This is a genomic window from Cupriavidus pinatubonensis (genome assembly GCF_019602855.1).
In the GTDB taxonomy this organism is placed as follows: domain Bacteria; phylum Pseudomonadota; class Gammaproteobacteria; order Burkholderiales; family Burkholderiaceae; genus Cupriavidus; species Cupriavidus pinatubonensis.
In genome coordinates this window covers 2327100-2344315 of sequence record NZ_CP080767.1, presented here as the reverse complement: position 1 = coordinate 2344315, position 17216 = coordinate 2327100, and the positions used below count along the sequence as shown (strand labels likewise).

The window sequence follows — 17216 nt, the reverse complement described above, 5'->3', positions numbered from 1 at the left end:
TCTCTCGTGAATCTGTTCTGCGACGGCGGGCGCGCGGATCAGCCGCGTGCGCCGGCCTGGCTGGTTGTCTGGTTCGCTGCGGCGGCGGGGGCATGGCCTTCGCCGCCTTCCTTCGGCTCTTCATAGCCGCCGCCGAGGGCCTTCATCAGCGCCATCTGCAGGTCCAGCCGGCGGGCCTGCAGGTCGGTGGCGAGACGGCGTTGCTGAAGCACGTTGCTCTCGGCGTTCAGCACGGTCAGTTGCGTGCCAAGGCCTGCCTTGTAACGCGTGGTGGCGAGCGCGTACGCGTGTTCGGCCAGGTCCAGCGCTTCACGCTGTGTCTTGATCTGGTTGTCGACGCTGCGGATGCTCGTCATCGTGTCGGCGGTTTCCTTGAGGGCATCGACCAGCGTCTGGTTGTAGCTGGCCACGGCAATGTCATAGCGCGCGTACTTGCCCTTCAGGTTGGCACGCAGCCGGCCGCCTTCGAAAATAGGGAGGTGCAGCGCGGGGCCGAAGCCCATCGTACGGCTGATGCCCATGAACAGGTCTTCCGGGCGCAGCGAGGCCAGTCCCGCAAAGCCGGTCAGGGTGATGTTGGGCAGGAATTCGGTCTTCGCGACCTTGATTTCCTTGCTGCTGGCTTCGACGCGCCAGCGAGCGGCAACCAGGTCGGGCCGGCGGCCGAGCAGGCCGATGGTCAGGTCATCCGGCAGCTTCGGCGTGGCCTGCGCAAGCAGGACCGGCTTCTGGATCGACAGGCCCCGGTCCGGCCCCTTGCCGAGCAGCGCAGCGATCTGGTTGCGCGACAGCGCGATATCTTCGTCGATGCGCTGCAGGTCGGTGCGTGCCGCTGCCACAGTGCCGCGTGCCTGGGTGGTTTCCACCTGCGTGTCGAGGCCCGCGGCCAGGCGCTGCTGCGACAGGCTCGTCAGGTCCTGGCGTTGCGTGATGGCGCGCTCGGCCACGTCGCGTTGCGCGTAGAGCGCGGCGAGGCGGGCGTAGGCCCTGGCGATCGACGTGGTCAGGATCAGGCGCGAGGCCTGGCTTTCAGCCTCCGCGGCGCGGTCGTCCGAGAGCGCCGCTTCGAGCGCCGAGCGGTTCTTGCCCCAGAAATCGAACTCGTACGACAGGTTGGCCTGCAGGTGCGACTGGTTCCACCAGCGCCCGGCCAGCGGTGTGCCGGCGAACAGGTCGGTCTGCGAGAAGATCTCGCGCGTGATGTCCGCGCTGAAGCCGACGGTCGGATAGAGAGCGCTGCGGGTCACGTCCGCCATGGCGCGCGACGCTTCCACGCGCGCAAACGCGACTTGCAGGTTGGGATTGTCCTTGACCGCTTCGTCGACCAGCGCGTGCAGCTGCGGATCCTGGAACTGGTCAATCCAGTCCATGCCGGGCCATTGGCCTTGCTCGGACGGCAGCGTCTGGCCGGTGGCCAGCGCGCTGGGGTCCATCACGGTCTGGGTGCTGTGCGAGTCGCCGAGGGCGGCGCAACCGGCGAGCACGGCCGCGGCCACGACCGTCAGCGCCAGCGTGCTGGCGCGACGTCCCAGGGTGCGTGGACGCGATGGGCTTGTAACAGGTGTTGAAAGGGCGTGGTTCATTGTTGATGCATTGGGCGAAGGGGCCCAGCTTGTTATCTGGATCGATGTTGGTGGCGCAAGCGCAAAGCATGCCGGCACGCTAGCCGGAGTTATTGCAGATCACACGCCTGAGCATGCCGCGCAGAATTTCGATCTCTTCCGCGCTGAAGCCGCGGAAATGCTGAGCCATCACCTTGCAGAAGACTGTGGGAAGTTGCGCCGCCAGCGCGTGGCCCGCTGGCGTGAGGGTCACATCCAGAACGCGGCGGTCGTCATCACGGCGCGTGCGTTCGATCAGGCCCCGCTTTTCCATGCGGCTCAGCAGCCGCGTGATGGATCCCATGTCCGTATTCAGTTCCCGGCCCAGGTCCGTGACCGTGCTGGCGCGCCCGGATGACAGCATGATCAGGCAACTGGCCTGGGCATGCGTGATGTCCAGTCCGCTGACTTCCTGTTCAATGCTGTGCGCGAGCGTGTTCTTGGCCCGCGAGATCAGGTAGCCCACACTCTCCGCCATCACATAGCGGGCGGGATCAAACGGATCGTCGGATGAAGTGGCGGAATAGCCGGGTGACATCATTTGCCTCTGCAATCTTTGCTATGGCAAATATATGTAGCCGTTTAACTATCCGCAAGGATAGAAATTCGGTATTTCGGTTTTAGAAATAATTTGCCCATGTCTTCGGCGCAGTTGGCGCAAGGCATGTCGCGCCGCAGCATGCTATAATGTTGGGTTACTTCAGATTTCCGTACAGCGAGACGCTGCAATGACCCGCGCCATCCGTAATATCGCCATCATCGCCCACGTCGATCATGGCAAGACCACCCTGGTCGACCAACTCCTGCGCCAGGCAGGCACCTTCCGTGACAACCAGCAGGTTGCCGAACGGGTGATGGACTCGAACGACCTGGAAAAGGAACGCGGGATCACGATTCTCGCGAAAAACTGTGCCGTCGAGTACAACGGCACCCATATCAACATCGTCGACACCCCGGGCCACGCCGACTTCGGCGGTGAAGTGGAGCGCGTGCTGTCGATGGTCGACGGCGTGCTGCTGCTGGTGGACGCCGTTGAAGGCCCGATGCCGCAGACCCGCTTCGTGACCCGCAAGGCACTGGCGCTGGGCCTGAAGCCGATCGTGGTCGTCAACAAGATCGACCGCCCGGGCGCGCGCCCGGACTGGGTGATCAACCAGACCTTCGACCTGTTCGACAAGCTGGGCGCCACCGACGAGCAACTTGACTTCCCGGTCATCTACGCCTCGGGTCTGAATGGCTTTGCCGGCCTGACCGAAGACGTGCGCGACGGCGACATGAAGCCGCTGTTCGAAACCGTGCTGGACAAGGTGCCGGTGCGTGACGACGATCGCGACGGTCCCCTGCAACTGCAGATTATCTCCCTGGACTACTCGAGCTACGTCGGCAAGATCGGCGTGGGCCGCATCTCGCGTGGCCGCGCCCGGCCGCTGCAGGACGTGGTGGTCAAGTTCGGCCCCGAAGGCAACCCCATCAAGGGCCGCATCAACCAGGTGCTGAAGTTCCAGGGCCTGGAGCGCGAGATTGTGTCCGAAGCGGAAGCCGGCGACATCGTGCTGATCAACGGTATTGAAGAACTGGGAATCGGCTGCACGGTGTGCGCGCCGGACGCCCAGGACGCGCTGCCGATGCTGAAGGTGGACGAGCCGACGCTGACCATGAACTTCTGCGTTAACACCTCGCCGCTGGCGGGCCGTGAAGGCAAGTTCGTGACCAGCCGCCAGCTGCGCGAGCGCCTGGACCGCGAACTGAAGTCGAACGTGGCGCTGCGCGTGAACGACACCGGCGATGACACGATCTTCGAAGTGTCGGGCCGCGGCGAACTGCACCTGACCATCCTGCTGGAAAACATGCGTCGCGAAGGCTACGAACTGGCCGTATCGCGTCCGCGCGTGGTGTTCAAGGAAATCGACGGCGTCAAGAACGAGCCGTACGAACTGCTGACCGTTGACGTCGAAGACAGCCACCAGGGCGGCGTGATGGAAGAGCTGGGTCGCCGCAAGGGCGAACTGCTCGACATGGCATCGGACGGCAAGGGCCGTACCCGCCTCGAATACCGCATCCCGGCCCGCGGCCTGATCGGTTTCCAGGGCGAGTTCCTGACGCTGACGCGCGGTACCGGCCTGATCAGCCATATCTTCGACGACTACGCACCGGTGCGCGAAGGCGGCTTGGGCGAGCGCCACAACGGCGTGCTGATCTCGCAGGACGATGGCGATGCCGTGGCCTACGCGCTGTGGAAGCTGCAGGATCGCGGCCGCATGTTCGTGAAGCCGGGCGATGCGCTGTATGAAGGCATGATCATCGGCATCCACAGCCGCGACAACGACCTGGTCGTGAACCCGATCAAGGGCAAGCAGCTGACCAACGTGCGTGCTTCGGGTACCGACGAAGCTGTGCGCCTGGTGCCGCCGATCCAGATGTCGCTCGAGTATGCGGTGGAGTTCATTGCCGACGACGAACTGGTCGAGCTCACGCCGAAGAGCATCCGCCTGCGCAAGCGCCACCTGAAGGAGCACGAGCGCAAGCGTGCCTCCCGCGAAGGCGTGTAAGAACGCGCTTCAACGCAGTAATAAAAAAACCGCGCCTTGTGCGCGGTTTTTTTTATGGCGTCCTTTCAAGATGGTCCAGGAATGCCGGCGCGAACGAGAGCGCGATCAGTCCGGGATCGAGCGATTCGGTGTGCATGCGCATAGCTTGCAAGCGCCGCAGAAAGACACCAGGAGAGATACCTCCTGGTGCCAGATTCACGTTACCGGACGATGCAAAAAAGTCAGTTCTGTCTGTCGTCAGGTAAGGGTCAAGGAACGATCGGGAGCGCCGTAGACCAGCAGGACGGCCGGTCGGGCCGTTCCCTTTACCCCGGAGAGCCCATGTTTCGCAACACTACTATCGGCGCCAGATTGTGGTTCCTGATTGTCGTCACCAACCTCCTTCTGTTGATTGTCGGAGCCTTCGGCATGATCGGCATGTCGCGTAGCAATGATGCTACGCACGAAATCTATGAGCACCAGTTGACCGCCGCCATGCGCCTCGCGGAGGCCCGTTCCAACCAGTTGCTGGTCCGTGTATTGCTCGACCAGGCGACGCTTGCCAAGGATCCCGCCGATGCGCGCGCGCGCGCCGAAACGGCGCAGGGTTTCGCGCGCGATTCGGAGACCGCGTGGAAGGCTTACCTCGCCGTGCCTCGCTCCGCGGAAGAATCGAACCTGACGCAGGATGTCTCTGCCAAGCGGGAAGCGTTGTTCTCGCAAGGCGTTGCGCCGATGGTTGCGGCGTTGAGGGCCGGCGACCGCGAAGCGGTGATGACGTCGGTGATGAAAACCATTCCAAAGCTCGACATCGCGCTGACTGCAGCCAGCGGCGATCTGAGTCGCGCGCAGATCGCGAGTGCGCACCGCGTGTACGAAGAATCGCAGCAGCGCTACAACGAGTTGCTCGTGTGGTCAGCGGTGGTGCTCGTTGCCGGCCTGGTCTTCAGCACAGTTGTGGCATGGCGTCTGCGCCGTTCTATCGTGCAGCCTCTGGACGTTGCCATCGCGCGATTCGAGCGCATTGCAGATGGCGATCTCAGTGGCGCTGCCACCGATGCCGGCATCGTTGCCGACGAAAAGGCGCGCAGCGAAACCAGCCGCATGCTTGGCATGCTCGGCAATATGCAGGCCAGCCTGGTGTCCATGGTCAGCCAGGTCAACGGCGGTGCGGATTCGATCGCCGCGGCCAGCCGGCAGATTGCGAGCGGCAATGCCGACCTGTCGCAGCGCACGGAACAGCAGGCCGCGTCGCTGGAAGAAACGGCGTCTAGCATGGAAGAACTGACCGGCACGGTACGCCAGAACGCCGACAGCGCGCGCGAAGCGGCGACTCTCGCCAACGACGCGACGACGCTCGCCGAGCGCGGCAGCGAAGCGGTGCTGCGCGTGGTGCATACGATGCAGTCGATCGACGCAAGTTCGGGCAAGATCGTCGACATCATCGACGTGATCGAGAAGATCGCATTCCAGACCAACATCCTCGCTTTGAATGCGGCGGTAGAAGCCGCACGGGCAGGCGAGCATGGTCGGGGCTTCGCGGTGGTCGCGGGCGATGTGCGCGATCTCGCGCAACGTTGTGCGGGCGCTTCGAAGGAAATCCGCGGACTCATCGGCAAATCGGTGGCCAATGTGCGCGAGGGCACGGGTCTTGTGGATGACGCGGGCCGTGCGATGCAGGACATCGTCGATGCCGTGCGGCGCGTGAGCGCGATCATCCGCGATATCAGTTCTGCGTCGGACGAGCAGTCCAACGGCATCGAGCAGGTGAACCTCGCGGTGTCGCACATGGATGGCATGACGCAGCAGAACGCAGCACTGGTGGAGCAGGCCGCTGCCGCGGCAGCATCGCTTCAGGATCAGGCGCAGCGGCTGATGTCGCTGGTGTCGACGTTCCGGCTCGCGTGACGATACAAGGCTGTGACGCGTGTGCGGATGCCGCACATGCAGCGCTCCCGCGCGAATGATCGGCGTAGAATCGCGGCTTGCATTTGCGTAGGAGAGCATCATGACTGACTTCGTCACGACAGAAGTCCAGGGTGGCATCGGCTACCTGACGCTGAACCGGCCGCAGGCGCTCAATGCGCTGTCGCTGGAGATGATCCGTGCCATGACCGCGGCACTGCAGGCCTGGGTCAATGCACCGGAGGTCGTGGCTGTAGTGGTGGCGGGGGCCGGTGGCAAGGCATTCTGCGCCGGCGGCGACATTCGCTATTTCCACAAGGCCGCGCATGAAGGCGATCCGCTGCTCGATCAGTTCTTTGTCGAGGAATACGCGCTCAATTTTCTGATCCACCGCTACGCCAAGCCTTATATCGCGCTGATGGACGGTGTCGTCATGGGCGGCGGCATGGGCATTTCGCAAGGGGCGCGCCTGCGCCTCGTCACGGAGCGCACCAAGATGGCCATGCCGGAAACCAATATCGGGCTGTTTCCGGACGTGGGTGGGGGCTGGTTCCTCGCGCGTACGCCGGGCCGCATCGGCGAATACCTGGGTCTCACCGGCACGGTCATTGCCGCGGCCGATGCGCTCTATGCTGGACTGGCCGACGCCTATCTGCCTTCCAATGTACTGGCTGAAGTGGTCAGCGCGCTGCGCGCGCGCACGTTCGACAACGGCCAGGCCGTGCTCGACCACATCGCCACGTTCGCGCAGCAGCATCGCGATGCGTGCATGCCGGCGCAAAGCCAGCTTGCGGGGCTGTCGGCCGAGATCGACCGTATCTTTGCCGGGGACACCATGGTCGACATTCTTGCCGCGATCAGCGAGGCGCCGGGCGACTGGGCCGCGCAAACGGCAGCAATGCTGCGCAGCCGTTCGCCGCTGATGCTGCACGTATCGCTCGAGCAGATCCGCCGTGCGCGCACCATGTCGCTGGACGACGAACTTCGCATGGAACTCGACATGATGCACTACGTGTTCCGCAAGGGCGACGGCGTGGAAGGCATCCGTGCGCTCGCTATCGACAAGGATCACAAGCCACGCTGGCAGGACGCGCGCGTCGACGACGTGAGTCACGAGAAAGTGCTGTCGTTCTTCGATAGCCCGTGGCGTGCGGAAGATCACCCGCTGGCCAGTCTCGGCAAGTAAGGGGGTGAGCCACGCGGCTCTCCAGACTCGGGTAGAGTGACGGCTGGATCGGCGCCAGGCATGACAGGCCATCCATGTGGCCGGCGCCATTCCGCTTCACTCGAACCGCACAGTTGAAGGAGTCGTTATGAGCAATCCTCGTGATGTCGCTGTACTGGTGGGAAGCCTGCGCAAGGAGTCGTTCAGTCGAAAGCTGGCCAAGGCGCTGATCGCGCTGGCGCCACAGCCACTCAAGCTCGAAATCGTCGAGATTGGCAACCTGCAGTTGTACAACCAGGACCTCGACGCCAGTCCGCCAGCCGAGTGGACCGCCTTTCGCGACCGCATCCGCCGTGCCGATTCGGTCCTCTTCGTCACACCCGAATACAACCGCTCCGTGCCGGCGCCGCTGAAGAACGCGATCGATGTCGGATCGCGTCCATATGGCAGCAGCGCCTGGGACGGCAAGCCCGGCGGCGTGATCAGCGCTTCGCCCGGCGCCATCGGTGGTTTCGGGGCGAATCATCACCTGCGGCAGTCGCTGGTATTCCTGAACGTGCCGATCCTGCAGCAGCCAGAGGCCTATATCAGCGGCGTGGACAGGCTGTTCGACGAGCAGGGCGGTATCGCGAACGAATCTACCCGCGGTTTCCTGGGCAAGTACCTGACAACGTACGCGGCCTGGATCGAACGCAACGCAGCTGCGCGCTGATGTAGCTGGCGGATGGCACGGGCCGCGGCGCAATCGTGCGCTGTGGCCTATCTGCTGTCCTGTTTTTTACCACGGCCTGGGACCGAATCGACCTATCTCCGATAGCAACACGATGCTCGTTCTCATCATTTTGCGGCTTTGTGTAATCGTCCCATGCGCACTGTTCTGGCCGGTTTCAAACCGCTTGAGCAGCCGAGATACGTCATAGCATGATATATCGGATCGGGATTCGTGCGCGGAGGTCACCGGAGGTGACTTGGTTTTCGATGTCATGTTGACAGTCCGGCGCCGGCGTAGCCGAGCGCTAATGGGCCGGAGCGTAGCGAGCAGGCTTGCCCAGGAATCCCCTCGACTCACTTGGCGAGACCCGATGGCGGGGCGCGTTGCCGTGTTCTGCGCGCGATCATACCGGTTGAGTGGGATGGTGCGCCGACATTCCATGCGCCGGCAGCGGGGCGGCGCAAGGCGGGCCTGACCGGGTGCGTTCCACTGCCCGTGCTTGACTGAAGGCCAACGAAGTCGGCCTGGTGCGACCAATGTCATGGTTTGGTTGTGGGGGGCTTCCGGCCTCGCTTCGGGCGAATCTGCGCCGGGTAACCTATACTCTTGTCCTTGCGTTCGCTCGACAATCGTTTCCGTTGCCCGGCGGTGCTACACGAAATGCTTCGTGGTGCTACAACGTAGCGCTTGCACCCCAAAATGGCTTCAACGAGGTCAATTCCGAGACGACGAGACAGGGCGAGACCGCCCGCAGACCCTAGTACTGACGCCGTTTTCCCATGAAAGTAAGCCCCCGCCGCATCTCGGTTGCCCCGATGATGGACTGGTGCGAAGTAAGAATCGGTTTGGCTTAACCATGCGGTTTTCCGGGTAGCGACAGGCAATGCTGTAGCAATCTCGTAGCAGTGAATGAGAAAAACGGGAAGAAGCGGCCTTAGGAACCGTGCAGTACAGATGACATGGACGTCTTTCTGCAGCCATTGGGGAGTGTTCTAGGACGGAGGAGGTCTGCCATCTTCTGAACCGCCGCGCGTCGACCTGGTTCGGCCAAGAAGCGCCGGTCGTCGGAAGGCTGCCTCCGACTGTTTGGCAGCAGCTCGACCTTTGAACGGTCAGTTGGCTGTCAACAACTTGTCTCTTACCGTCGGTAAGTGCGAAGTGGCGCTGCATCCGAGTTAGCGTTCAACGAGCGTCCACTGACTGCTGCTTCAGATACTGTGCCCATGCTGGTGCTTAGCCCTCTGTTTTTTTCGTTGCCGCGCGCGACTGAATACGGCATTATCGACGGTCGCACTATTCAGAACCCGGCTCATTTGCTGAGGCCGCCCACACAGCCACGCCGCACACACTCATCGACATCATGAGTATCATTCTTTCAAATCGCGTTCGCAACCATATCGAATCCATTGTAAAAGAACACCTCTATCTCGATGATATAAACGGCGACGAAGGAAAGCTTCTCTCTCGTGGCATCGCAGCTATTTGCCTTGCCGGTTTGGCTGGAATGCAATACGCTCAAGTTGCCAAATACATCGTTGACGGCACTAGGGACAACGGAATCGATGGGGTTATTTTCGATAGTCCCCGTAATAAGCTCTATATTGTTCAATCAAAATGGTCTACCAAAGGAACGAGCACCATTGAGACTGGAGAGGTTCGAAAATTCATTTCAGGCGTTTATGATCTTCTCAATGAGGATTGGAAAAAATTTAACAGCAGGGTGAAATCCATTTCGCAAGAGATTTCCGATGCAATTCGGAATGATCCAGAAATCATTTTGGTTGCCGCATATAATAGTGATAACGCGCTGAGCGCGGATGCGCAGGCCATCGTAGATGAGTTTCTAGAGGATAATAATTCTGACTCTCAAGAGGTCGTTAGCTTCCGCTCGTTTGACTTGAAGCGGATCCTTCGGACAATCAAGGCGGTTAAATCTGGCACAAAATCCGATGTTGACGTGAATCTTCTACAGTGGGGCGAACAGAAGGAACCCTACTACGCAATTTACGGGAAGATTTCTTGCGCGGATGTCGCCGAATGGTATGCCACTCACGAGGACTTGCTTTTTTCTGAAAATATCCGAAATACTCTTCCTGAGAGTGATATAAATATTCAGATTGAATCAGCGCTTCTTCGTCAGCCTGCAGACTTCTGGTATTTAAACAATGGAATCACAGCTATTGCCGACGAGGTCATCCGCAAGCCAATTGGACTTGGGGATCAGAAGGAGAGCGCATTTTGGAAAGTTGGAAATCTAAAAATTGTCAATGGGGCCCAAACAACGGGGTCTATAGCGAAAGCCTACGCCAAAAATCCAAAATCGGTTAAAAAGGCATATGTTCAGATAAAAGTAATTTCACTTGATCAGGCGCCGATTGACATCGCAAATAGAATAACTACCGCCACTAACACCCAGAACCGTGTAGAGGCCAAGGATTTCCTAGCCATCGATCCAATTCAGGACGGTATCGGTGAGTCAATGAAGAAGATTGGCATTCAGTATTGTTATCGGCGGGGAGAGCGTGTTGCCGACGTCAACCATGGGCTTGAGGTTCAAGAATTGGCAACGGCTCTCGCGGTATCGAGCGACAACATGACAAGCGTTACGGTGGCAAAACGTAATGTTGGGTCACTTACCGATCCAAGTGGATACTATTCCAAACTTTTCGATAAAAATATTGAGGCCAATGCCGCGTGGGAGCTGGTAAAAAGATGGCGCATCGCTTCTTCGATCGTCGCGACATATGCGGCTCAGCATTCGGGGCGCGAAGCACAGTTGGCGGTACATGGAAACAGATTCATTGAAAATGTACTCCTCACGACCAAGGGGAGCATCAATTCAAAGAAAATGGAAAAAATACATTTGTCATTAAAGGCGGCGATTGACAAACTTTATGGCGCCGACTGCTATCTAGCTGTACTCTTTAAGAATACAAAGAAATGCGAAGCGCTACGGAGCACGATTACCACGTCAATGTAGTTTGCATATATCGTTATCGCGACGATAGATTAGCTGTCACCGAATTGTGGTCCGTCTTTGATATGCGCCAAGACTAAAAGTGCGGTGGGGTGGGTATGTCGGAAGTCAAGCTTAGCTGAGGAGATTTTGCGAAGCCGCCGGCCCGGCGGAACCCACAAAGGTAGCCTGGAGGCAAGTCCAAGCAGTACTGTGCGCGCACCGGGTAGACCGTAGCTAATACCGTAGGCCTTTGCAAACGCCCGCCCCAACAACTGGCCGTGTGGCTCTCATCGCGCGGCCATCGACTGCCGCAGTCGGTCATGCTCTGCCTTTGCGCTGGCGCGTTGCGCGTCCAGGTACTCAGCCACGTCACGGATGTCGCCGATCAGCGACCGGCCTTCCTTGCGCATCGGAATTGGGAACGTGCCAGCGGACAGCCGATTGTATGCTGTCTGCTTCTGGATACCGACGGCGTCACAGACCTCGTCCAGCGACAGAAGCATGCGGCCATCGAATTGTGCGGCGAGGAGAAATAGGCTCGAGTTCATAGCTTAGGCTACCGGGTGTTCTATTTGATGGAGCGACGCCAGGCGCTAAACGGGAAGCCCAGCTTAGTGTGGAAGCGCTGGGCGACGGCAGGGTTGCTGTCGAGCTCGCTGCGGGATTCGATGCCGCAGAGGGCGCGGATTACTGCGGCAGCGCGTTCGATGTCGCGTAGCGCACCGAACTGCGCCCAGGCGTGCGGATAGCGTTCAGCGAGGAAGTTGCGGAAGTCAGTACGGCTGCACAAGATGCCGGCGGTGCGGGCGAGGGCAGGGCGGGACATGGTCTTATGCTCCCTCTTGGTTGTGGACTCGTTGGCCTCGCGCGGTCCGTTGGTTGGCCGTGGCTCTTTGCACGCTCAAGAAATTAGATCGGCTGCCGATAGAGCATCCTTTTGCAGTACGAAGACTCCAATGACCACATCTATCAACAGCCAAATTGATGAAATCATCAAGGCGGCCGAGGGCCTGATCGCCAGAGAGAACCGCTGGGCTGTCTACCTGACCATGGCGTTGGTTCGCGAAGATGCGCGCCTGATCAATTTCGCGCTGGGGCGAATAGTTTCCGAGTACGGATTGCAGGACATGGCCGCGAGAACCGGTATCGCTGAGTCTTTGCTGGCAGAGTTCGCTCAACGTTCCGAACCGCCGAGCGTGATTACCGTCAAAGCAATAGCTAAGGTTGCGGGTCTCGATTTGGTCGCGCAGCCTGCCCGATTGGTACCGATCAATCTGCTGGCGGATTGAGGAGGATTGCTCCTGCGTGAGTGCGTCGCGCATCCACTTGGCCTGGCAGCGAACGGCGTAGAATCCGACAGTGGCGAAGAGCAGCCCCGCTGCCATCGTGACGAGTAGCGCGGTGTAGTGCGTCATTTCGCGGCGCCCACCTTTGCTCCGGCAAGCTGCTTTTCCAGCTCGGCAATGCGTTCCGACTGGTCTTCGCGGCTGCCCCACAGGAGCGCGCGCATGGCTGTCTGTGCAATGAGCTGGTGATCGCCGCCGCGCACATGAAGCATCATGGCGAAGTTGGCCACGTCGACCGGGTCGCCCTTGCACACGGCTTCGCCAAGCATTGCGGCGAGCCGCTCAATCGAGCAATCGAGCGGGCTGTCCCAGCCACCGCGGCCTGCGGCCCGGCACTTGGCCAGCTTGCGTTTCATTGCGCCGGCCAGCTGCTCCACGCCGATGTCGTCGGTGTTGATGCTCCGCTTCTTGCGGAAGGGTCGATCTGGATCCGAGGCTGCGGCCAGCCGCAGGCCCTGCTCTTCGGTGATGCGGGCGCCGATGCTGTTGATGGAGGGCGCACGTCCAGTGCGGCGATGCTTTGTCATGCGATCTCCTGTAGTCAGAGGGGCGGTGGGTCGGAGAGTGGTCATGGCGGGCTCTTGACGGTCAGGCTTCGACTGGTGCGCCTTGCGCTTGCATGGCGAGCTTGGTGATGAAGTGGGCTTCGTTGAAGGTGTCAAGGCGCATGCGGCTGATGGCTTGCTCGATGGCGGCGGCGGCGGCGCGCAGGGTCATCGCTTCGAGATCCAGCACCGTGACCCTGCCGGTGTGCTGGCTGCGGTCGAAAACTGCCGACATGGCGAGCTTGGTCGAGCGCAGGTGCACGCGGTAGTCCGGGATGTTTTGCGCCTCCATGGCGAAGGCGACGAGCTCCAGCGTGCGCATCAGCCGGTTGTAGGCGGTGTCGGTGGGTGCGCTGATGAAGCTGACCAGGTCGGCGTAATACGTCAGCTCGACGTGGCGTTTGTTGAAGGGCATCATCGGGACGCCTACCGCCCGCATCTGATAACGGCTGCGCTTTTTCATGCTGCGGCTCCCGAGAACTCGGCTTCGCCGATCACGCGGTCGAGCAGGTCGAAGGCGTGGAAGAAATCGGATGTCACCGTGACCTGGTGGTCGATGTCGCGCAGCGTGATGCCGTTCTCCGGTCCAAAGTCGGGCAGTTGGGCATCACTCAGGTGCACCACGATGCCGCCGCGCTCGGCCAGCAGCTCGGCGTCGATGTAATCGCGAACGTGGGTCACCACAACGTGGTGGCCGGGCAGGTCATCGACGACCGGGTCGGTGATGTACTTGGTGGGCGTAAATGCGTGGGCGCGCGCGAGATAGTCGGCGACAACATCCTGGCCGACGCCGGTGCGGCCGGTGAGTCCGATCAGCATGGCTTTCTCCTCAGTTAGTCGAGGTCGTTGGCTTGAAGGCGCTTCACGTCGATTGCCGAACGGCGCTGGCGATCGAGTTGGCGGGTGGCGCGACGCTGGGCGTTAAGGCGCGCGGCGATCAGTCGAATCAGTGCCTTGCGAATCGCTGGTTTCATGACCTCCTCCTCTGCAATGCCGCTGCCCTGGATGCGCAGAAACTCTGCGACCAATGCGGCTTGGGAGAAGGGGCGGCGAGTCATGCGCGCCTGACAGCGACGGATCGTGCGCCGCGGTCGAGGCCATCAGCGATGGCGTCGATCGCATGGGCGAACAGGCCGAAGTAGTGGATGTGGCCGTCGAGAGTGACGCGGAAGGTAATCATTGGATCTCCCTCCTCGAGCTGCCGGCGGCCTCGCGTGCCTTCTCCATCTCGATGTAGGCCCAGCAAAAGGCTTCGATGGTCTTCGACGTAAGCACCGTTGAGGCCGGGCGGAACTCCCATTCGTTTGTGCCTGCATACAGGACGCGAATCGTCGCCCCGTCGGCTTGGGTCAATCGCTCCTCGCCATAGCGCTCGTCCCATGCGGGGATCAGCTCGAAGTCGATGCGGATCTCCACTTCGATGCTCATCCCCAGCGAGCTGGCGAAGGCAGTTGACTCGCGGACGGAATAGAAGCGCGGCCAGCACCAGTGCGCGCGATTTACGTCCGGGTCGTGGTCTTCGCTGTGACGGAAACCGCGGCGCTGGATGGCGGGCTGGTCGCTGTAGCCACAGAAGGAGCCCTTGCTGGACGCATCGTGCTCAGTTCCGAAGTCGTCGATGACAACCCAGTTGTTGGGGGAGGCCTTGCCTTTTCGGTCGAATTCGAGATGCATGGCAGCTACCTCACACCTGGCGCGCAGTGGCGGTGATCAGCACTGCCCTGCAGATCGGACTCAACTGCGCAGGCGTGGGCGAAAAGGGCGGCGCCTACCAGAGCGAGGTAGAGAATCCAGCCTTTGATGCGTGTACGGTTGTCCATATATGTCCACTCGGATTTCCCCGTGAGTGTAGTGCATATATGAACTATCTACTAGACATAAATGTCCCATCCGACTTTGAGATGGTCGAATTTGTTCCTATTGGACAGATATGTCCAATAGCCTAAGGGCTCTCAGTGGTTAGTTTCTGAAGGTGGGTGGAAACCAATGAGTTTGCTGTGGACACGCCGCGGGAGAACAGGGCTAAAGCTTCCATCGGGTGTCGTCGCACGCTCCCTTTGATCCCTATTCGATAGTCGCCATCGTCGAGCGCGAGCCCGAAGGTCAGGCCGCGTAACCTGCCTTCGCCATTGAGGCGTAGGAGGGCGATCAAAGCATCGTGGATTTCAGCGCGTTCTTTTTCGTGGATGTTGGCCAACTGCACTACGTATAACCCCTTCCCGCCCATGCCCTTCTTCAGGGGCGCTGTGCGGTACCGTCAAAGCATCCAGATCCACTGGTTTTGTCGTGTTTTCAAGCCGCACTTTGGAGGGGAAAGCGTAAGCCATCAGCAATTGGAAAACGCGTTCCAGCTCTGATGGTGGAAGAGATCTAAGAACTTTGAGGCTAGCCAACACCAGTTCGTGCGCCGGTTCGACTTGGCCGCTGGCGGGGTCCAAAAGGCCTCCAGCGGGTATCCCCAATCCGTCCGCGATGTGGTCGAGCATGGATAGTGTGATATCCGACTCCATGCTCATGTACCGCCGAAGCGTAGTCGCATGCATGCCCAGTGCAACGGCCATCGCATTGATGCTTGCGAAGCGCCGACCGGGCCCGATCAGCCCGTCCAGGTGTCCGACTAGCGTTGAAAGACTTGGCGATTGGATTTGAGCTTTCGGCATATCTGCATGGTACGGATCGGAGTAGTTCTTATGTGATCTACAATTTGATTGATGATCGTACATATATGTACTACCATCCGGGGCTATGAGAGATACCGCACAAATTCGGGACTGGTTAGCCCAACAGAAGGGGCGGCGCGGTGCGATTGCGAAGCGACTGGGAATCAATCCCAAGACGCTGGAGCGCATCACAAACTCGCCGGACTACTACCCTCGCTCGGACACCCTAGAGAAGATCGACGGCTTCATCACCGCTGAGGTGGGGATTGGACTGTCTAGCGTTTCCTCGCCAGTCGGGGCGGTCAGCTGCCAACTTTCATTGAAGGAATACAAAGACCAATGATCAAGAAACTCTACGCCCGTCTGGTGTTCTGGCTAATTCGCCCTGCGCTCGTGCACTTGCAGCATGAAGAGCTCGTTGTCGCGAGCGTCCACTACGTGAGCGCCGGCAAGTCGACCGTGAAGCCGCTCTCTGTTCAGCAAAAGGCCATTGAGGCAAGGGAGAGCGAGCGCAAAAACTGGCATCGAGTCGAAATTCGATCTCGGCGCGCCGTCAGTGAGGTGTGGATGGCGAAATTGAGAAGGGCGAAGGCTCTAGGTCTTTGGCCGGGGGTAGAGATAACAAGTACCTGCCCAGCTCCAAAGCGGCCCGAGGATCCAGTGTGAAGTAGAGCCAACCGGTTCCGGGGTGCCTGATTTGCAGCGCTACTTGGTCGCCCACTACGACTCCGGCGGTGATGTCGGCGCCCGCAAAGCAACTGATTTGATCGTTGTCAGAAGATGCATCCGGATCCGGGGCTTTGTGCGGTACTGCGGGGGCCATTAGCGAGCGGATTTCGGCCAAATCAAACATGAGCGTCTCAATCTCGAGAGCGGTGTATCGCTCCTTGAAGGTGATCATGGCTTCGGTTCGATCGACGGTGAATTGGACCTTAAGTTGATTGTCGTCTTCCATGCCTACCCCTTTCAGGTTTGGGTTGTTGAGGTCAGAGCCAACGTACATACCTGAACTTGGGGTGCGCACCAATTCCACGAATGAGGGGATTCGCCGCCTCTCCGTCAGTGTCAAGCGGCGAAGAAATTTCGGCCTGGGTTGGAACACAGATTTCTCCCTTGCTGCGGCGCTCCTGAATGGGCGCCGATTTGTTGTGTAGGCAGTCTAGTCACCGGGGAACAAGAAAGCATGCGAATCAATTCGCAACAGACGTTGATCGGCCTGCTGCGCGAAAGCGTTATCGCCTGGCGCACGCGTGAGCGCTGGGGGCGCGAGACTGTCGCGCAGGAGATCGTCATCACGCACGAATCTTTGGGCGTGGAGGATCGCACGGGTATTCGATTTGACCCGCGCACTCCAGACGCATATGAGCGCATGAAGGTCAATGCGGACCGCATCTTTCGCTGGCTCGACGACGAGACCAAGGACAGCTCGCTGCTGCCGGCCAATTTCATCCCGTCCATCCTTGCGGCCCTTCCGGCAGATCTGCGCTTGAAGCTGTTGGGCCAATTACTTGCGCCGTTAGGTTTGACCGTTCGCCCGCTTTGCGCACGCACAAATGCTGAGCTGCCGGTCCCGCTGCTACTGGCGGGCATGCTCAAGGAAGATGGTGAGGCGCACTTGGCGGTCACAAGCTTGATGTCGGACGCATCCCCGGAAGCACTACGCGCGGCTTACCGAGAGGTCAGCGAAGCCGTGGCGTCGCAGCAGGGCGTGCTGCGCCATATCGAGGCTGCTTTGGCCTCACAGGCGATCGTCGAGAAGCCTTCCGTATGACATGTATCGACCTGCTGCCGGGCG

Annotated in this window: 20 protein-coding genes; 8 read left to right on the top strand and 12 right to left on the bottom strand. The window is 60.1% G+C overall.

The genetic code is table 11. The features are described from left to right. Positions 1-38: 38 nt before the first annotated feature. Positions 39-1583, bottom strand: a complete 1545-nt coding sequence (locus K2O51_RS23525; RefSeq protein WP_011298185.1) for an efflux transporter outer membrane subunit — start codon at positions 1581-1583, stop codon at positions 39-41. 79 nt (positions 1584-1662) lie between these two features. Then, positions 1663-2139: a MarR family winged helix-turn-helix transcriptional regulator gene (locus K2O51_RS23520; RefSeq protein WP_011298184.1), complete on the bottom strand. Its 477-nt coding sequence runs from the start codon at positions 2137-2139 to the stop codon at positions 1663-1665. A 190-nt stretch (positions 2140-2329) separates the two neighbouring features. Between K2O51_RS23520 and typA the strand changes: the two genes are divergently transcribed. From typA to K2O51_RS23495, 5 genes are all read left to right on the top strand, one after another. Then, positions 2330-4150, top strand: a complete 1821-nt coding sequence (gene typA, locus K2O51_RS23515) for a translational GTPase TypA (RefSeq protein ID WP_011298183.1) — start codon at positions 2330-2332, stop codon at positions 4148-4150. Positions 4151-4471: 321 nt separating this feature from the next. Beyond that, positions 4472-6037: a methyl-accepting chemotaxis protein gene (locus tag K2O51_RS23510; RefSeq protein ID WP_220630878.1), complete on the top strand. Its 1566-nt coding sequence runs from the start codon at positions 4472-4474 to the stop codon at positions 6035-6037. Positions 6038-6137: 100 nt separating this feature from the next. After that, positions 6138-7220, top strand: coding sequence for an enoyl-CoA hydratase/isomerase family protein (locus tag K2O51_RS23505; protein ID WP_011298181.1), 1083 nt, complete (start codon positions 6138-6140; stop codon positions 7218-7220). Positions 7221-7347: 127 nt separating this feature from the next. Beyond that, positions 7348-7911 (top strand): NADPH-dependent FMN reductase, encoded by a 564-nt coding sequence (locus K2O51_RS23500; RefSeq protein ID WP_220630877.1) that lies wholly within the window; start codon positions 7348-7350, stop codon positions 7909-7911. 1360 nt (positions 7912-9271) lie between these two features. Then, on the top strand, positions 9272-10891 hold the full coding sequence (locus tag K2O51_RS23495) for an AIPR family protein (protein ID WP_220630876.1): 1620 nt from the start codon (positions 9272-9274) through the stop codon (positions 10889-10891). 266 nt (positions 10892-11157) lie between these two features. On the opposite strand, the gene K2O51_RS23490 is transcribed toward K2O51_RS23495, so the two are convergent. Continuing rightward, positions 11158-11373, bottom strand: a complete 216-nt coding sequence (locus K2O51_RS23490; RefSeq protein WP_245001876.1) for a helix-turn-helix transcriptional regulator — start codon at positions 11371-11373, stop codon at positions 11158-11160. Between the two features lie 65 nt (positions 11374-11438). Further along, a complete protein-coding gene (locus tag K2O51_RS23485) occupies positions 11439-11696 on the bottom strand; it encodes a hypothetical protein (protein WP_220630874.1) in 258 nt (85 codons plus the stop codon). A gap of 130 nt (positions 11697-11826) precedes the next feature. Between K2O51_RS23485 and K2O51_RS23480 the strand changes: the two genes are divergently transcribed. Next, a complete protein-coding gene (locus tag K2O51_RS23480; protein ID WP_220630873.1) occupies positions 11827-12159 on the top strand; it encodes a hypothetical protein in 333 nt (110 codons plus the stop codon). A gap of 122 nt (positions 12160-12281) precedes the next feature. Here K2O51_RS23480 and K2O51_RS23475 read toward each other — a convergent pair whose 3' ends face one another. From K2O51_RS23475 to K2O51_RS23450, 7 genes are all read right to left on the bottom strand, one after another. Further along, on the bottom strand, positions 12282-12743 hold the full coding sequence (locus tag K2O51_RS23475; RefSeq protein ID WP_220630872.1) for a hypothetical protein: 462 nt from the start codon (positions 12741-12743) through the stop codon (positions 12282-12284). A 61-nt stretch (positions 12744-12804) separates the two neighbouring features. Next, the gene (locus K2O51_RS23470; RefSeq protein WP_220630871.1) at positions 12805-13224 is read right to left on the bottom strand and encodes a hypothetical protein; all 420 of its coding nucleotides are present in this window, start codon (positions 13222-13224) and stop codon (positions 12805-12807) included. Further along, positions 13221-13580, bottom strand: a complete 360-nt coding sequence (locus K2O51_RS23465; RefSeq protein WP_220630870.1) for a nucleoside/nucleotide kinase family protein — start codon at positions 13578-13580, stop codon at positions 13221-13223. Before K2O51_RS23465 ends, K2O51_RS23470 begins: the two co-directional genes overlap by 4 nt. Before the next feature lie 14 nt (positions 13581-13594). Beyond that, positions 13595-13819 carry a hypothetical protein gene (locus tag K2O51_RS23460; RefSeq protein ID WP_220630869.1) on the bottom strand — a complete coding sequence of 75 codons (225 nt, stop codon included), beginning with the start codon at positions 13817-13819 and terminating at the stop codon, positions 13595-13597. Next, positions 13816-13941, bottom strand: coding sequence for a hypothetical protein (locus K2O51_RS35585; protein ID WP_280640416.1), 126 nt, complete (start codon positions 13939-13941; stop codon positions 13816-13818). Before K2O51_RS35585 ends, K2O51_RS23460 begins: the two co-directional genes overlap by 4 nt. Then, complete coding sequence (locus tag K2O51_RS23455) at positions 13938-14435, bottom strand: hypothetical protein (RefSeq protein ID WP_220630868.1); 498 nt, start codon at positions 14433-14435, stop codon at positions 13938-13940. The genes K2O51_RS35585 and K2O51_RS23455 overlap by 4 nt, the downstream gene beginning before the upstream one ends. Before the next feature lie 268 nt (positions 14436-14703). Then, complete coding sequence (locus tag K2O51_RS23450; RefSeq protein ID WP_220630867.1) at positions 14704-14964, bottom strand: hypothetical protein; 261 nt, start codon at positions 14962-14964, stop codon at positions 14704-14706. 542 nt (positions 14965-15506) lie between these two features. On the opposite strand from K2O51_RS23450, the gene K2O51_RS23445 reads away from it, so the two are divergent. Further along, on the top strand, positions 15507-15764 hold the full coding sequence (locus K2O51_RS23445) for a helix-turn-helix domain-containing protein (protein ID WP_220630866.1): 258 nt from the start codon (positions 15507-15509) through the stop codon (positions 15762-15764). Positions 15765-15974: 210 nt separating this feature from the next. On the opposite strand, the gene K2O51_RS23440 is transcribed toward K2O51_RS23445, so the two are convergent. Continuing rightward, the gene (locus tag K2O51_RS23440; RefSeq protein ID WP_220630865.1) at positions 15975-16376 is read right to left on the bottom strand and encodes a hypothetical protein; all 402 of its coding nucleotides are present in this window, start codon (positions 16374-16376) and stop codon (positions 15975-15977) included. Between the two features lie 228 nt (positions 16377-16604). Here K2O51_RS23440 and K2O51_RS23435 point away from each other — a divergent pair, with 228 nt between their 5' ends. Continuing rightward, entirely contained in the window at positions 16605-17192 is a 588-nt protein-coding gene (locus K2O51_RS23435) for a toxin YdaT family protein (protein ID WP_220630864.1), read from the top strand. Positions 17193-17216: the final 24 nt, after the last annotated feature.